Source organism: Almyronema sp. (assembly GCF_052168255.1).
Classification (GTDB): Bacteria; Cyanobacteriota; Cyanobacteriia; order Phormidesmidales; family Phormidesmidaceae; genus Sphaerothrix; species Sphaerothrix epifaneia.
In genome coordinates this window covers 164847-179870 of sequence record NZ_JBQLZL010000042.1, presented here as the reverse complement: position 1 = coordinate 179870, position 15024 = coordinate 164847, and the positions used below count along the sequence as shown (strand labels likewise).

Genomic DNA, 15024 nt, shown 5'->3' with positions numbered 1-15024 from the left:
ACTGATATGCAACGTATGGAACTGATTGTTCATGGAGTTGTTCAAGGCGTAGGCTTTCGCTATCACACGCGTCAGCGAGCCTTGCAACTAGGACTGACAGGCTATGTAAAAAATTTACCTGCCGGAACTGTAGAAATTGTGGCCGAAGGCGAGGCTAGCGCCTTACAAGCGCTGCTGAGTTGGGCGAAACAAGGGCCTCCTGCGGCTGACGTTACCCACGTAGAAGCCACCAAGCAGACAGCTACGCAAAAATTTGACAGCTTTGCGATCGCCTATTGAAGCCCTTTTGCTGCTTGAGCTAGGGAATTGTGACGGCTGGTGCCAGGTATGACAGTCGTTTTTTCGATGAATTTGGTAAGCAATTCGTGCGATCGCTCCAGTGATTGACCTACCTCTATAGCTGAAACTCAATCTTCTTACTTATGACAGCCTTGGAAGCAGCAGTCGGGGGATATACTAGGCGGTAGACAGCGTAAAAGAAACTTCATAAATTTAACCTTGGTAGACATGGAGCAAGGAATCGACCTACAAGGCACCTTTGTCAAAGCCCTAATTGACTTAGGGCTGTCATCAGGAGCTGCAAAAGCCTTGTGGCTGCCGTTACCTATGTTTTTGATTTTGGTTTCGGCGACCGTCAGTATCTTCGTGACGGTATGGCTAGAGCGCAAAATTTCGGCAGCGGCTCAACAGCGCATTGGGCCAGAATATGCAGGCCCTCTGGGAACCCTCCAGGCAGTGGCTGACGGCCTCAAGCTAATTATTAAGGAAGATATTACCCCAGCGAAATCCGATCCTCTGCTCTTTACGTTAGGCCCAGCGATCGTTGTTATTCCGGTGTTTTTGTCGTTTTTGATCGTTCCCTTTGGTCAAAATCTAGTAATCACTAACCTCGGAATTGGTATTTTTCTGTGGATTTCTCTTTCTAGCATCACGCCAATTGGTCTTTTGATGTCAGGTTATTCTTCTAACAACAAATATTCGTTGTTAGGCGGATTACGAGCGGCTGCTCAATCCATTAGCTATGAAATTCCGCTAGCGTTGGCGGTCTTAGCTGTCGTTTTGATGTCAAACAGCCTCAGCACAATCGACATTGTGCAACAGCAGTCTGGCTACGGTGTTTTGGGCTGGAACGTCTGGCGTCAGCCCGTAGGGTTTTTGATTTTTTGGATTGCAGCTTTAGCAGAAGCAGAGCGTCTACCCTTTGACCTGCCGGAAGCAGAAGAAGAATTGGTTGCAGGCTATCAAACTGAATACTCTGGTATGAAGTTTGGCCTTTTCTTTGTCGGGTCGTACGTCAACTTGGTGCTTTCAGCTTTGCTGGTAGCGGTACTCTATCTAGGCGGCTGGGACTTTTTAATTCCTATTGAGCTAATTTCTAGCTGGACAGGCATTAGTGAAAATACGCCCTGGCTACAGGTGATTACGGCTTCCTTAGGCGTGATGATGACCCTGCTGAAGGCTTATCTGCTGGTTTTTCTAGCTATTTTGCTGCGCTGGACTGTGCCTCGCGTCCGGATTGACCAGCTGCTTGATCTGGGATGGAAATTTTTACTTCCAGTATCTTTGGTTAACTTGCTGCTGACAGCCGCTCTCAAATTGGCTTTTCCAGTTGCCTTTGGCGGCTAGCGATAATTTGACCAGGCTATATAGTCTGTAGCTTTTAAATAAAGCTATATGACTCTAGCTAAAGTCTTTGTACATTCTGTGATCCCAATTTAGAGGGACTCTCTCATGCTGAATTTTCTCAAGCAAGTTGGTGACTATGCTAAGGGAACTGCCCAAGCAGCAAAGTATATTGGTCAAGGCTTGTCCGTGACCTTTGATCACTTGCGACGTCGCCCGATAACCGTACAGTATCCTTACGAAAAATTGATCCCGTCAGAGCGCTTTCGCGGGCGAATTCACTTTGAGTTTGACAAGTGTATCGCTTGTGAAGTTTGTGTGCGGGTTTGCCCCATCAATCTACCAGTGGTGGATTGGGAGTTTGATAAGGCTTCTAAGAAAAAGAAACTTAACCACTATAGTATCGACTTCGGGGTTTGTATCTTTTGCGGCAACTGTGTCGAGTATTGCCCAACCAACTGTCTTTCGATGACTGAAGAGTATGAGTTAGCTGCTTACGATCGCCACGAGCTTAACTATGACAGCGTTGCTCTGGGTCGATTGCCCTACAAAGTCACTGAAGATCCAATGGTGACACCGCTACGGGAGCTGGCTTATTTGCCTAAAGGGGTAATGAATCCTCATAATTTATCGGGTAGTTCGCGTCGGGCTGGTAAGCTACCGCAAGAAATTTTAGATGAGATGGAGCCAGCATCAGGCGAAAAAGAAATGTCAGCAGACGCCAAAAAATAAGTGTGTGGTGTTTAACTGTTGAGAAACCCAAGCTTTCTCAGTTGTCTGTAAGGAGTCAACGGTTGTGAACTTAGCAGAAGGCGTACAGTTCGTCTCGTTTATGTTGCTAGCGGCAATGATGCTAGCAGCAGCGTTGGGCGTTGTACTGTTAGAAAATATTGTCTACTCAGCTTTTTTGCTGGGAATGGTATTCATCAGCATTTCAGGGCTTTATGTTTTGCTGAATGCGGGTTTTGTGGCTGCTGCCCAAATTTTGATCTACGTGGGAGCTGTCAACGTTTTGATTCTGTTTGGAATCATGCTGGTCAACAAGCAAGAGGCGTTTAAGTCAATGCCGAATGCTTGGCTTGGCAAACTAACTACGGCTGGTGTTTGTACTGGCTTGTTTGCTTTGCTAAGTTCAATGGTTGTGGCGACGCCTTGGGAAATTTCGCCAGAAGCGGCAGCAGGCGATCGCTCGGTCGTACTCATTGGCGAACATTTCTTTAGTGATTTCTTGCTTCCTTTTGAGCTAGCTTCAGTGCTGCTTTTAATGGCGCTGGTGGGTGCTATTATTCTGGCTCGTCGAGAGTACCTGCCTGATGAGTTACCCGAAGCAACTGCAGAAGTCTTTAAGCTGCCAGAACGTCCGCGAGAGTTAGCCTCGGCAGGTTCTATCCAATCAGAAGAAAGTTAATTAAACCTAGGCTCAGCCGTTGTCAAAACGCTCGTTTTTAGGAATCCATTATGACGCTTCAATACTATTTGCTCTTAGCTGCTGCTCTGTTTTGTGTAGGTATTTATGGTTTGGTAACCAGCCGTAACGTGATTCGCGTTTTGATGTCTATTGAGCTAATGCTCAATGCTGTGAATTTGAATCTGATGGCTTTTTCCAACTTTCTAGATCCTCAGGGCGTAACTGGGCAGGTCTTTGCTGTGTTTGTCATCACAATTGCGGCAGCCGAAGCAGCGGTGGGGCTGGCAATCGTTTTGTCTATTTATCGCAACCGAGACACGGTGGATATGGAGCAGTTCAACCTGCTGAAGTGGTAGGTTAGCTAAATCATATGCTTCAGCGTTAGCTGACTTCATCAGAATGGCAAGCAAATGAATTATGGTAAAGACGTTACTTAAACCAGTAGCGTCTTTCGACATGTTTAGTGGAAGCTGAGTGAATCGTGCAGCTAAAGCAGGTCATTATTGTTCACAAAGCGGGTAACCGTCTCAGTCAAAGCTGGGCCGCAAAGTGTGCCAGACAGCTAGAGTCTCAAGATTGTAAGGTGTTGATGGGGCCTAGCGGCCCTAAAGATAACCCCTATCCGGTCTTTCTCGCTTCGGTGACTCAGCCCATTGATTTAGCGGTAGTTCTGGGAGGAGATGGTACGGCTTTGGCTGCGGCACGGCACTTAGCCGCAGATGGCATTCCGATCCTGGCGTTGAATATTGGCGGACATTTGGGATTTCTGACTGAGTCTTCAGATGTTTTTGATGACTTCTCTGAAATCTGGCAGCGTTTGGCCAGCGATCGCTTTGCCGTTGAGCGGCGCATGATGTTGCAAGCACAAGTTTTTGCTGGCAACCGAACGAATCTAGATCCCGTCAGCGATCGCTATGTGTCTCTCAACGAAATGTGTATTAAACCCGCCTCGCCCGATCGCATGATCACTTCTATTCTGGAAATGGAAATTGATGGCGAGGTGGTTGATCAATATCAGGGTGATGGTCTGCTGGTTAGTACGCCTACAGGCTCGACGGGCTATACGGTGGCAGCCAATGGCCCCATCGTCCACCCTGGATTACCTGCCATTATTGTGACGCCGATTTGTCCCCTCAGTTTATCTAGCCGCCCAATTGTAATTCCGCCCGGTTGTGTTGTTAGCGTTTGGCCGCTGGCAGATACCGAATTGAATACTAAGCTGTGGGTCGATGGCGTTATGGCGACGGCAATTTGGCCAGGGCATCGGGTAGATATTCGCACGGCTGAATGTACGGCTCAATTCATTATTTTGCGCGAAAACCATTCCTACTATCAGACGTTGCGCAATAAGCTGCAATGGGCAGGTGCGCGAATCAACTATGCTAACAACCATCGTAATTAACCCAGCCCTGTAGGCTCGTACTGTCTATAGCAGCGATTGTTGATCTCTCAGCTTCAGCAAAATAGAGGTATGAACCTCGCGCGTAATTGGATAGTAGTAGGCAAAGACAAGGCCGATCACAATCGCGATCGCTGGAATTGGCCCAACAATCACGCGAATTGTCCACAAGGCTAAGTCAGGCTGAATAACCGCAGGCTCATTTGCAGAGGTCGCTATATACCCCGCCCAGTCTAGAACCTGACTGGTGACAAAAATAGCGACTGCTATCCCCATTTTTTGAATAAAAACGACTGAACTATAAAAAAGTCCTTCACGCCGTTGCCCAGTATTGAGTTCGTCAAAATCGACCACGTCGGGCAACATTGACCACGGCACCAGATAAACGGTTGCTGTGCCGATGCCTGCTAAAACGGCTAATCCATACATCCAGCTTGTTTGACCGGGTTGAATTGAAAACAGCCCTAGCTGCGAGATCAAAATGAAAGGAGCGCCTAAAAAATAAACCGTACGCTTCTCGCTATGGCGACCGATCCAGTTCCACAAAAAGGTGGTAACTACAGCCGTTGCCTGTACGACCAAAGCCATCCAGACAAAGTGAGACTTTGATAACCCCATCCAGTCCACAACGAAATAAAGCAGCACCACGACCGATATCTGCACCCCTGTCCAAGAAAACAGATAAAGCCCCGCTACCCACAAAAAAGGGCGATTACTGGCTGCAATGCGAACCTGCTGCCATAGCCGAATGGTCGTTGCGGTGGCCATTTGGGGACGATGCTTCTGCACCAAGCGGTAGCGCTTATAGGTTCCGGCTACACAGCCTAAAACGGCCAAGATGACTAAAACAGCGCTACCCAAACCTAGTAATTGATATTGCTGTTCGGGATCAGCTACCTGGGTAAACAAGATTTGCGCCATGGCCAGGGCAAAAATGCTGCCGCCAATGCTAAAGGCTGACTTGAAGCTAATCAACGTGATGCGTTCGTCGTAGCCCTGTGTCAGTTCAGCCGCTAGGGCTGAGAAAGGCAGCATGACACAAGTGAAGGCGGAGTAGGCCAAAACAGAGGCCGCAACATAGTAAGCAAACAGCCCCCACTGGCTATTAATCGGAGGAACTTGCCAACACAAAATACAAGCGATCGCCAGGGGGATTGCTCCGCCTAGCATCCAAGGATAGCGACGACCCAAAGGCGATTGGGTATGGTCGCTGAGCCACCCAATCACCGGATCGCTCAGTGCATCCCAAACTTTGCCTAAAAACATCGCACTGCCAGCTAACATCGGGCTAAGCCCTGCCACGTTAGTCAGAAAAAAAATCAGAAACAAAGCCGTTGTGCTAGAAGGAATAGCGCCTGCAATTTCGCCTGTACCGTAGGCTAAGCGGGTTGTTAGATCAAGTTTTTCAGTAATTGGCTGAGCCGTCCCACTCAGGCTGGGCGATCCCATATTGCTGTTAATGCTCCGAATAAAACAGGCTAAAAAACTCTCGTCCTGCTTCTAGAGTGCCAGAGATAGGGAAAATCTGGCTATTGCTCTAAATTTTATGAGCTGGTTGCTTCTTCTAACTGGGCTAAAATGCGTTCTCTAAATTCCATGTCGCTGTTGGCCAATCCCAACAATTGCCAGTATTCTGGCTGAGTTAGACCCGCTTGAGTAATCAGAGAAAAGGCTTCTGTCTGAATTTCTTGCTGAAGTTGCAATGTCTCAGACTCAGTTTCGGCGCTTTGCAACTCGTTTTCTCGCTGATCGATTAGCTCTACAACTTGCAGATAAGCCTGCACAAACTGGCTGACTTTCTCAGAAGAAATATCATTTGCTGTTAAACCAAGCTCCGAAACAGCAGGCACCGCCAGCGTGGCAGGTTCTGGTGAGATGCTCGCTACCGCCCAAGCCGGAGACATCGGCAGCAGCAAGGCTATGCTGAGCAGTAAGCCCAAAAACCTTTGGTTCAGACTTTTTAAATGCTTGAAATGCTGCAGTTGGCTCATTCTGCCTCCTCGTTTTGCTGGGCTTTTGAAAGTTTTTGGTTAGCCAAAAGGGGCGATCGCGCCGCCAAAAATAACTTAAACTAATTCTAAACCTCAATCTGATTAGATCTGCTAACAAGTTGACGAAAAAAAGGCTTTAACGTGAGTTAATCGAGAAGATAGCGCTAGAATAGCTGAAGGGTGATTTTAAATCACTTTGTGCTATGATGCACCTGGCAGCGCTTGAAATCAATAGATAAAGCTTCAACTCGTTCTATCTGAGAGCTGCCTACTTTCCTAAGGACAGTCTTTGAAAAATTCAATTATGATTAACACAACCAACCCAGCGGTTGTTCACCCAATGGTGAAATTTCAGAGAAAAGTAAAATCTCTCGTGGACTCCGGCGTCATCCAACCGTCCGACAGTCTATGGAAAATCGCCTTTTTGTTTGGCGATGATTGGTCTCATTGGAAGCAAGAACTAGAAGAGTTTGAGTTCTCAATGCAAGATCCAATTGGCGATTTGCTAGCAGTCGAATCGTGGGAAGAAGAAGACACCTGATCAGTCTGTTTGGGTATTGAGCAGCATGAATCAGGCATTAGCTGCCCAGCCTTAAAAGCAATAGTACCTAATGCCTGAACCAACACCTTGGTTTAGCAAAAATTGATGTCAGCTTTAGAAAGGGGTAGAGGTTGCGGCAAAGCGGTTCGGCACTTGCCGCTTGTGTAAGTTCGCTTTTAGGTAAGGGTTACACGACCAAATATTTTTTCAAAAAGGCATCTCAGGTCAGGATGCCTTTTTGAGTTTATCTAGATTGGGTTTAACCTTAATGCTAATGGCGATCGCCGTAATGTTGTCATGGCCATTTTGCTCATTAGCTAAGTTAATCAACTGTTCAAGGCCAGCTTCTAAATCAGTACGGTTACTCAACAACGGCTCAATATGAGATGAAACGTGCGTATCAAGCAGATCGTTATCGCTCAAGCCATCGGAACACAGCAGCAGTACCGTATCTTCACTAAACTCTAAAAAGCTAATACTGGGTCTGATATTGCTACTATCGCGCGGGCCAAGAGCTTGAGTAAGCTGGTAAGCATCAGGACGAGCATAGGCGATCGCAGGTTCTACACCGCGCTGAATTTCTCGCTGACCAACTTCGTGGTCGCAGGTTACCTGCTGTAAGCCTAAGCGGCGGCTATAGCAGTAAAGGCGGCTATCGCCAACATGAGCAATAACTGCATGGGTTTCCTGGAGCAAAAGCATCACCAGGGTTGTTCCCATTCGACTGTTTCCAGAACGCTCATCAGCCTGATTAGTGTTGTAAATGACATCATTCGCTTGAGCAATTGCCTGCTTAATTTCTTCCTCACTGGGTAAGGAAGACTGCCAGTGCTCCGAAAAATAAGCCTGCAAGCTTTCAACCGCTAGGGCACTGGCTACCTCACCACTTTCATGGCCGCCCATGCCGTCGCACAAAATGTAAAGTCCTTTGGCTTGTAATCGCCGATCTTTTGGAGTTTCTAGTCGGCAAATTTCTGACTGAATGCAAAACGTGTCTTCATTATGTTCCCGCTGTTGGCCGACATGGGTTTGTCCAGCCTCACTCAGTTCAACCAACATCATTGGCAAAACCATTGTGGGCGAGTCATTTGTTAAGTTGTCTTCGTCAATTCTTTCTAGCAAGTCTTCGGTGTCTGTATCTAGCAGAAGCTGTGAAGCTTCGGCAATTGCCGCCTCCATGTTAGCAAGTTCTTCTGCATTGGCTTGGGGTTGAGCCGCCGTTGGCAGCGCCTCTTCTTGCTGCGGCGCAGGGCTAAGTTGGGGAGTCCCCTCAGGTTGCAAGAGCCGATCGGCAATAGCAACTAAACGAGCCTGCAGAGTCTCTATAGTTTCCAGGTTGCCAGCGCCTAGATCACTGGCCAGGGTTATGAGATCGCTTAGAGCATTAGGAGCTTGTTGCAACATGATTTGCCACAGCAAGCCTAGATCTCTTAGCGTGTACTGCATATCGGCTGATTGAAAGTAAAGCCGCTGCAAACACAAAATTTGATCTTCGTCTACTCGCAGATTTTCTAGGTTAAGCAGGCTTGGCTGTCCTTGATAAGGTGCTAGAGCTTGCCAAAGCTCTGACATCTCATAGCACCAATGAATTTGTTGCAGTGCTTCAACCGCCTCTAGTTGCCAGTATTCAGACAGTTTGGCGAATTGACTACGCTGCTCTAGGATTAGAACCGTATAGCTGTCAGTTTGCCAAGCACAGTGCAGCTCTGGCACAGCCGGAAAAAAGTTACTTTGCAATAGCAAGTAAGGTTGAGCGGCATCCGGCAAAGTCTCCGTTAGCGAGTGACTTGGCTCTTTCGCTTCGTTATCAGCCTGTTCGGTTGCTCTCAGCAGTTGCTCAGCAAGTTCCGCCAGCGGAGAGGGCGCGGCGGGCTGACAGTCGATCACATCAGCTTCGAATTCGAGGTGGCTGAAAGGGGTCGGTGAAAGCGGCTGTTTAAGCTGGTAGCGCTGGTCTTGGTCTAAATAGGGTTTTGACAGTTCTTCTGGCAAGGGCAGGGCAAGGGCAGGTGGCGTTGGAGCCAAGGTTAAAGGACTTTCAGCCCTAATTTCAGGCAGGTCTGCTGTAGCGTTCACTTCGGCGGACACTGTAGCGGCAGCCCTCTCAGTAGAAGTAGAGGGAAACAACGCTGTTGGCTCCGCTGCTGCAGTAAAAAGAGCGTTTTCGGATTCCTCGGCTTCAACCCTGCCTAGAGTGCCAGCTTCTTTTGAAATCTCCATAGGAACTGCATCGACTGCCGCTTGCCCGCTAGAGGTTTCAATCAGTGCTTCGTCAGAACTTTCCCACGTTTGCTCACCCGAAAAGGTGACAACAGCTAGCAACAGCTTCAGAGGACTGCCGCAATTTTGGCAAAATTTGTTGCTGTTGGGATTCTCAAACTGGCAGTAGGAACAGGTGAGCATAGTCAGGAGGTTCTGTAAACCTCAATATTCACTTCAACGTGGCTCAGAACAACCGATGAGGCCATTGGAGAGCGGACAGGATGCTTTTTGGTAGCTTTTGGCAGTTTGTCTTTAAATAACGGGACGAGGTAGCTACTTACTCCTATGCGCAATCGTCGCCAAAGAATCTAAGGCGACGAGGAAAGCTCTTATTATAAAGGGCTTTCACACTATGCTCTAACTGTAAAGCCGTAAGCACATCTTTCTATTAACCCTAACCTATGTCCGGTGAATAGCTCAGGACATTTTGAGAGATTTTTAACAAGCCTTAGAGGTAAACAAACGTTTTTGCAGAAAAGTCTATAGATCAAGAATTTGCTTGAGCTGAGTCAGTTCGCTATGAGTGAGGTCGCGCCACTCACCAGGAGCAAGTTGTGTTAAACGCAGGTGAGCGATCGCTACGCGTACTAGCCTCAGGGTCGGATACCCCACCGATGCAGTCATTCTTCTAATCTGGCGATTACGGCCTTCTCTTAGGGTGATTTCTAGCCAGGCTGTAGGAACCGTTTTGCGAAAACGGATGGGTGGATCACGGGGTGGCAAGCTAGGCGGCAACACCAGCGGTTTAACTTGGGCTGGCTGCGTCTGACGCTGCTGAATGACAACTCCTTGCTGGAGCTGCTCAAGGGCAGCAGCATCTGGAATTCGTTCGACTTGCACCCAATAAGTACGCGGATGGGCATAACGAGGATTTGTTAGCCGATGTTGCAACTGACCATCATTTGTCAACAACAGCAGCCCTTCGCTGTCTCGATCGAGGCGTCCGGCTGGATAAATATCAGGAATATTAATGTAATCCTTCAACGTTTGGCGCTGGGCTTGACGATCGCTAAATTGAGTCAAGACCCCATAAGGTTTGTTAAATAGCAAATACCGATAAGCCATTGCCAAGCCCGCTGACTGGAAATTTTAGCAGTCTATTCCTTAACACTTCGTAATCTATTCACTCAAGTATTGCAAAAATGTTTAGAAACGGTTCACTCAAGAAACTGCCTTTTATCCTGAAATATAACTACAAAGAATTGTCGCAGGAATTCTTATGGACAACGCATCAAAGTACCGATTCGTTTGCACGCTGACCTTTGGAGATATTTATGGGCAAATTATTGTCTGGCTAATTGTGCTGTTTGTAAGTTTGGCGGCGGCTTTAGCGCTGATGGGAGCTAGTCGCCCCATTTATGCGTTAGCCACAGTAGGTTTGATTCTTGTACTTTCTCTACCCTTTTTGCTGTTTGCCTTTGTAACAACGTTGCTCAATCATATTGAGTTTTCGGCTGTTGATCCCCAAGCAGAGAAAGCAGCGAGATTAGGTAACTCGGTGCCCGACCAAAGACCCGCCCAAGCAGCAAGCTAGACGAATAATAAAACCAGATTTTCTGCACCTGCGGGCGACTTAGCAACAGGTGCAGAAAATTCAGGCTTAGCTTTTAGCTAAGCTAACTAGAGCCGATAGCTAACGCCGCAACTAGCTAAAGCCTGCAGCTACTAAAAGAACACCCCCAATGACGGCCAAAATTAGCAACACCTGGCCAGCATTCCAGCTACCTTTCCAAGAATAGTTTTTATCTGGCATCGTTAAGTCCTCGTATTGCTTCAGGATATCTTTCGATCACCTTACGTCTAAGTGGGCTTTTCGTCATGATGAGATCGATAGAGGTTCCTGTTCAAGAAGACATGACGGAAGTTTTGGGTCGGGCAAAAATCATTCTGCCGGCAGAGGTTTGTAACGCTCCAGTCACAACTACAGCCAGTTCATCCCCAATATAATCTTTGCCCTCTTCGACCACTACCATTGTGCCGTCATTCAGGTAGCCGACGCCTTGAGTGGGTTCTTTGCCCTCTTTCAAAATCTTGATTTCAATGTCATCGCCGGGTAGATAGCTGGGACGGATAGCTTGAGCTAGGTCATTAATGTTGAGAACGGGTACTTGCTGTAGACTGGCTACCTTGTTCAGATTGTAATCATTCGTCAGCAGCGTGGCGTTGAGTTCTTGCGCCAGCCGAACGAGTTTAGCGTCTACCGTAGCCACATCGTCGTAGTCAGCTTGATTAATCAAAACCCGGTTGGGATGGGTATCGCGAATTTGATTGAGAATATCGAGTCCCCGTCGTCCTCGTACCCGTTTTTGTTCGTTAGAGGCATCAGCCACCTGCTGTAGCTCTTGCAAGACGAATTGGGGGATCAGAAGCTGCCCTTCTAAAAAGCCCGTTTCCAGAATGTTTTCAATCCGCCCATCGATAATGCAGCTAGTATCTAGAATTTTGGTGGAAGAGGGTTTTAACGTACCTTCGGCTACCAAAACGGATTCAAAGCTGCTGGGGTTGATCAAGCGCAGCAGGGTTCGACCGTGGGTGTCGGCTAAGTTCATGCCAGAAACCGCAAATACAATACTGCCTAGAACAGCGGTTAAAGGCTTGATAAAGCCAAACTCACTGGGAATGGGCAGCAGAAATAAAGGAGCCAGCATGAGGTTGGCAATGAGCAACCCAATAACTAGACCGACAGCGCGACTTAGCAATATATCGGGGGGCATTTCGCGCACTTGTCGCTCTAGGCGTCGATAACTGGTCTGAAAAACCAGGCCAATTCCGCAGCCAATCAACGCGCCAAAACCTGCGGTTACAGAGCCTAACCCTTCTAAACTGGTGACTTGTTGCAGCACGCTTTCGGGCAGTAAATCAATGCCATAAAAGCCAATGCCCGCCCCTGCTAGGATGAATGAAAAGATAATAATGGCGTCAAGCATAGGGGGTATATATGGAGCTAAGTTTAAATATATAGGTCAGACGGATGCCCCAATATTGAGAATCTAGTTCTCTACTAGTTAGCCTCTATCTAGTCTCTAGATTGAGGTTGAGTGGGTCGGTGTCCACTAAAGGGCGTCAACCAAAGTATACAGCCGACCTTAAAATCTCTCAGTTTCAGGTTTGTCAGTTGGCCTAGAGAATTTTGGAAGAATTATCTAGCCTCATTATAGTCGCGCCCCTTCCGATCGCCGCATTTGTACCTAGCCCCCCCGATTCTCACCAGCGATCGCTACAGCTAATAAATTATTTTCTAGCCATTCAACTGCTATGGTTTCTGCGAGTTCCACTGGGTCAGCCGCGATCGCTCCCCCTGGTCTAGAACGGCCCACCGCTGCCTATATCCATATCCCTTTTTGTCGTCGGCGCTGTTACTACTGTGATTTTCCAATTTCAGTTTTGGGCGATCGCTTGCGAGGCGAAACCTCAGGCACGATGCAGCAGTATCTTGAAGCGCTACACCAAGAAATTGCAGCCACGCCTGCTAAAGGAGCGCCTCTAGAAACTGTCTTTTTCGGCGGCGGCACCCCTTCGCTTTTAGCTGTTGGCCAATTACAAACGTTACTAGCTCACTTAGCGCAACGGTTCGGTTTGACGGCAACGGCTGAAATCTCGATGGAGATGGATCCAGGCACGTTTGACCTGTCACATCTTCAGGGCTATCAAGCCGCGGGCGTCAATCGCGTTAGTTTGGGCGTGCAGGCTTTTCAACCCGAAATTTTGCAGGCGTGTGGACGGACGCATACCGTAGCCGATATTGAGCAAGCCGTAGGATGGTTGCATCAGGCTGATATTGACAACTACAGCTTAGACCTGATTTCAGGACTGCCTTACCAAACGCTTGATCGCTGGCAGAGGGCGTTGGCTCAGGCGATCGCGCTGCAACCACAGCATATTTCTATTTATGACCTTACGATTGAACCGGGAACGGCTTTTGCCAAATGGTACCAGCCAGGGGAAACTCCCCTGCCGCCTGAGGATCATACGGCAGCTATGTATCGTCTGGCTCAACAAACGCTAACCCAAGCAGGCTTTGAACACTACGAAATTTCTAACTACGCTAAACCTGGTTACCGTTGCCGTCACAACCAGGTCTATTGGCAAAATCGCCCCTACTATGGCTTTGGTATGGGGGCTACCAGCTATTTGCAAGCTCAGCGCTTTGCTCGGCCACGCAAGCTGCGCGAGTACTATCAGTGGGTAATGGACTATCAGCAAAACCAGGGTAAAATTGATTGCCTGCCAACCTCAGCATCTGAACGACTGCTAGATCAGTTAATGGTTGGTCTGCGTTTGGCCGACGGTATTGATCTAACGGGGTTGGGGCAGCAATTCGGCTCAGAAACCGTTTACCGCCTACAAAAACGGTTACAGCCTTATATTAAGCAGGGGTGGGTCGAAGCCAGCAGTTCGACCGCGCTACCATCCCATATTCGACTTAGTGATCCAGAGGGGTTTTTGTTTTCAAATGTGGTGCTGACAGCGCTGTTTGCAGAGTTTGACTAGTTCAAAACCCAGGTGACAAGCTGCGGAAAGCAAATGATTAGCAGCAGAGCAAAGAGCTGAATGGCAATAAAGGGAACGACACCTTTGTAAATATCTGTGGTTTTAATTTCTGGGGGGGAAACTCCCCGTAGGTAAAAAAGCGAAAAGCCAAACGGAGGGGTTAGGAAAGACGTTTGTAGATTTACCCCTAGCATCACCCCAAACCAGACCAGGTCGTAACCATAGCTGAGGGCAACAGGTGCCATCAGCGGCACAATGATAAAGACGATTTCGAAATAGTCTAAAAAGAAGCCTAAAACAAAAACCAGCGTATTGACGAAGATTAAAAAGCTAATCACGCCTCCTGGCAGATTTAACAAAATATCTTCAACTAAGCGATCGCCCCCTAGACCCCGAAAAACCAGACTAAAGATAGTAGCCCCTAGCAGCAGCACCATAACCATCGTCGTTAGCTCGACGGTGGCTTCCAACGCCGCAATCAGCGTCCGTAGCGTTAGCCGTCGATTTAAGGCAGCTAAAACTAAGGCTCCGGCAACCCCCATCGCACCCGCTTCAGTTGGGGTAGCAACGCCTGCAAAAATGCTGCCCAGCACAATCAAAATTAAAAATAGCGGTGGCAGCATTACTAAAAAGACGCGCTTAGCCAGAACGCCCTTAGAAATAGCCAGCATCTCAGCCGGAAGGGCCGGGGCTGCTTTGGGCTTAAACGTGGCGATCGCCGCTGTGTAAAGTAAATACAAACCCGCTAACGTCAGCCCCGGCACCAAAGAACCTAAAAAGAGATCGCCAACCGAAACTCCGAGCTGATCGCCCAGCACAATTAGCACTACACTCGGCGGGATGACCTGCCCCAAAGTTCCCGAAGAGGCAATCACCCCAGTAGCTAGCGAAGGACTGTAACCATAACGCAGCATAATCGGCAAAGAAATCATGCCCATTGCCACAACGGTTGCACCCACGACACCCGTGGCAGCCGCCAAAAGGGTACCAACCAAAATCACCCCAATCGCCAGCCCACCGCGCAGCCGCCCAAACAACTGACCAAACGTTTCCAGCAGATCTTCTGCCAACCCAGATCGCTGTAGCAATGTTCCCATCAAAATAAAGTAGGGAATTGCCAGCAAAACGTAATTCCCCATAATGCCAAAAATGCGTTGGGGTAAGGCCGTAAACAAAATCCAGTCAAACTGCCCCAAGGCAGCGCTGATAATAGCAAAGAGCAACCCTGTGCCACCTAAAGCAAATGCAACTGGATAGCCGGTAAAAATCAGCACCAGTGCCCCTAAAAACATCAGTAGGCCCAAAATCT

At 48.1% G+C, this 15024-nt stretch carries 16 protein-coding genes; 10 read left to right on the top strand and 6 right to left on the bottom strand.

Features of this window, described 5'->3' with window-relative positions; all coding sequences use genetic code 11:
• Nucleotides 1-6 precede the first annotated feature (6 nt).
• The 6 genes from yccX to ACTS3T_RS10045 all read left to right on the top strand — a co-directional run bounded on the left by yccX (nucleotide 7) and on the right by ACTS3T_RS10045 (nucleotide 4433).
• A complete protein-coding gene (gene yccX, locus ACTS3T_RS10070) occupies nucleotides 7-279 on the top strand; it encodes an acylphosphatase (protein ID WP_377961611.1) in 273 nt (90 codons plus the stop codon).
• 228 nt (nucleotides 280-507) lie between these two features.
• A complete protein-coding gene (gene nuoH, locus ACTS3T_RS10065; RefSeq protein ID WP_377961903.1) occupies nucleotides 508-1626 on the top strand; it encodes an NADH-quinone oxidoreductase subunit NuoH in 1119 nt (372 codons plus the stop codon).
• A gap of 108 nt (nucleotides 1627-1734) precedes the next feature.
• Nucleotides 1735-2355 carry an NAD(P)H-quinone oxidoreductase subunit I gene (ndhI, locus tag ACTS3T_RS10060; protein ID WP_377961906.1) on the top strand — a complete coding sequence of 207 codons (621 nt, stop codon included), beginning with the start codon at nucleotides 1735-1737 and terminating at the stop codon, nucleotides 2353-2355.
• A gap of 64 nt (nucleotides 2356-2419) precedes the next feature.
• Nucleotides 2420-3031, top strand: coding sequence for an NADH-quinone oxidoreductase subunit J (locus tag ACTS3T_RS10055; RefSeq protein ID WP_377961613.1), 612 nt, complete (start codon nucleotides 2420-2422; stop codon nucleotides 3029-3031).
• 50 nt (nucleotides 3032-3081) lie between these two features.
• Nucleotides 3082-3387 carry an NADH-quinone oxidoreductase subunit NuoK gene (gene nuoK, locus ACTS3T_RS10050; RefSeq protein WP_377961616.1) on the top strand — a complete coding sequence of 102 codons (306 nt, stop codon included), beginning with the start codon at nucleotides 3082-3084 and terminating at the stop codon, nucleotides 3385-3387.
• Nucleotides 3388-3512: 125 nt separating this feature from the next.
• Nucleotides 3513-4433 carry an NAD(+) kinase gene (locus ACTS3T_RS10045; RefSeq protein ID WP_377961619.1) on the top strand — a complete coding sequence of 307 codons (921 nt, stop codon included), beginning with the start codon at nucleotides 3513-3515 and terminating at the stop codon, nucleotides 4431-4433.
• A 24-nt stretch (nucleotides 4434-4457) separates the two neighbouring features.
• On the opposite strand, the gene ACTS3T_RS10040 is transcribed toward ACTS3T_RS10045, so the two are convergent.
• Both ACTS3T_RS10040 and ACTS3T_RS10035 read right to left on the bottom strand, forming a co-directional pair.
• Nucleotides 4458-5879, bottom strand: a complete 1422-nt coding sequence (locus ACTS3T_RS10040; RefSeq protein WP_377961622.1) for an MFS transporter — start codon at nucleotides 5877-5879, stop codon at nucleotides 4458-4460.
• Nucleotides 5880-5974: 95 nt separating this feature from the next.
• Nucleotides 5975-6421 carry a DUF4168 domain-containing protein gene (locus ACTS3T_RS10035; protein ID WP_377961624.1) on the bottom strand — a complete coding sequence of 149 codons (447 nt, stop codon included), beginning with the start codon at nucleotides 6419-6421 and terminating at the stop codon, nucleotides 5975-5977.
• A gap of 304 nt (nucleotides 6422-6725) precedes the next feature.
• Here ACTS3T_RS10035 and ACTS3T_RS10030 point away from each other — a divergent pair, with 304 nt between their 5' ends.
• On the top strand, nucleotides 6726-6962 hold the full coding sequence (locus ACTS3T_RS10030; RefSeq protein ID WP_377961627.1) for a DUF4327 family protein: 237 nt from the start codon (nucleotides 6726-6728) through the stop codon (nucleotides 6960-6962).
• A 225-nt stretch (nucleotides 6963-7187) separates the two neighbouring features.
• On the opposite strand, the gene ACTS3T_RS10025 is transcribed toward ACTS3T_RS10030, so the two are convergent.
• Together ACTS3T_RS10025 and ACTS3T_RS10020 are read right to left on the bottom strand one after the other, a co-directional pair.
• Nucleotides 7188-9365, bottom strand: a complete 2178-nt coding sequence (locus ACTS3T_RS10025) for a serine/threonine phosphatase (protein WP_377961629.1) — start codon at nucleotides 9363-9365, stop codon at nucleotides 7188-7190.
• Between the two features lie 339 nt (nucleotides 9366-9704).
• On the bottom strand, nucleotides 9705-10289 hold the full coding sequence (locus tag ACTS3T_RS10020) for a pseudouridine synthase (RefSeq protein ID WP_377961632.1): 585 nt from the start codon (nucleotides 10287-10289) through the stop codon (nucleotides 9705-9707).
• A 154-nt stretch (nucleotides 10290-10443) separates the two neighbouring features.
• Here ACTS3T_RS10020 and ACTS3T_RS10015 point away from each other — a divergent pair, with 154 nt between their 5' ends.
• Complete coding sequence (locus ACTS3T_RS10015; protein WP_377961635.1) at nucleotides 10444-10758, top strand: hypothetical protein; 315 nt, start codon at nucleotides 10444-10446, stop codon at nucleotides 10756-10758.
• Nucleotides 10759-11068: 310 nt separating this feature from the next.
• Here ACTS3T_RS10015 and ACTS3T_RS10010 read toward each other — a convergent pair whose 3' ends face one another.
• The gene (locus ACTS3T_RS10010) at nucleotides 11069-12151 is read right to left on the bottom strand and encodes a PIN/TRAM domain-containing protein (protein WP_377961638.1); all 1083 of its coding nucleotides are present in this window, start codon (nucleotides 12149-12151) and stop codon (nucleotides 11069-11071) included.
• Nucleotides 12152-12354: 203 nt separating this feature from the next.
• On the opposite strand from ACTS3T_RS10010, the gene ACTS3T_RS10005 reads away from it, so the two are divergent.
• Both ACTS3T_RS10005 and hemW read left to right on the top strand, forming a co-directional pair.
• Nucleotides 12355-12531 (top strand): hypothetical protein, encoded by a 177-nt coding sequence (locus ACTS3T_RS10005; protein WP_377961639.1) that lies wholly within the window; start codon nucleotides 12355-12357, stop codon nucleotides 12529-12531.
• Nucleotides 12480-13715 carry a radical SAM family heme chaperone HemW gene (gene hemW / locus ACTS3T_RS10000; protein ID WP_377961642.1) on the top strand — a complete coding sequence of 412 codons (1236 nt, stop codon included), beginning with the start codon at nucleotides 12480-12482 and terminating at the stop codon, nucleotides 13713-13715. Before ACTS3T_RS10005 ends, hemW begins: the two co-directional genes overlap by 52 nt.
• On the opposite strand, the gene ACTS3T_RS09995 is transcribed toward hemW, so the two are convergent.
• Nucleotides 13712-15007: a TRAP transporter large permease gene (locus tag ACTS3T_RS09995; protein WP_377961909.1), complete on the bottom strand. Its 1296-nt coding sequence runs from the start codon at nucleotides 15005-15007 to the stop codon at nucleotides 13712-13714. The genes hemW and ACTS3T_RS09995 overlap by 4 nt on opposite strands.
• Nucleotides 15008-15024: the final 17 nt, after the last annotated feature.

Coding starts and splice junctions, on each gene's coding strand:
- ACTS3T_RS10010 (WP_377961638.1), bottom strand. CDS start 12,151: ATGCTTGACGCCATTATTATCTTTTCATTCATCCTAGCAGGGGCGGGC.
- ACTS3T_RS10025 (WP_377961629.1), bottom strand. CDS start 9,365: ATGCTCACCTGTTCCTACTGCCAGTTTGAGAATCCCAACAGCAACAAA.
- ACTS3T_RS10015 (WP_377961635.1), top strand. CDS start 10,444: ATGGACAACGCATCAAAGTACCGATTCGTTTGCACGCTGACCTTTGGA.
- hemW (WP_377961642.1), top strand. CDS start 12,480: ATGGTTTCTGCGAGTTCCACTGGGTCAGCCGCGATCGCTCCCCCTGGT.
- ACTS3T_RS09995 (WP_377961909.1), bottom strand. CDS start 15,007: ATGTTTTTAGGGGCACTGGTGCTGATTTTTACCGGCTATCCAGTTGCA.
- ACTS3T_RS10035 (WP_377961624.1), bottom strand. CDS start 6,421: ATGAGCCAACTGCAGCATTTCAAGCATTTAAAAAGTCTGAACCAAAGG.
- nuoK (WP_377961616.1), top strand. CDS start 3,082: ATGACGCTTCAATACTATTTGCTCTTAGCTGCTGCTCTGTTTTGTGTA.
- yccX (WP_377961611.1), top strand. CDS start 7: ATGCAACGTATGGAACTGATTGTTCATGGAGTTGTTCAAGGCGTAGGC.
- ACTS3T_RS10020 (WP_377961632.1), bottom strand. CDS start 10,289: ATGGCTTATCGGTATTTGCTATTTAACAAACCTTATGGGGTCTTGACT.
- ACTS3T_RS10040 (WP_377961622.1), bottom strand. CDS start 5,879: ATGGGATCGCCCAGCCTGAGTGGGACGGCTCAGCCAATTACTGAAAAA.
- nuoH (WP_377961903.1), top strand. CDS start 508: ATGGAGCAAGGAATCGACCTACAAGGCACCTTTGTCAAAGCCCTAATT.
- ACTS3T_RS10030 (WP_377961627.1), top strand. CDS start 6,726: ATGATTAACACAACCAACCCAGCGGTTGTTCACCCAATGGTGAAATTT.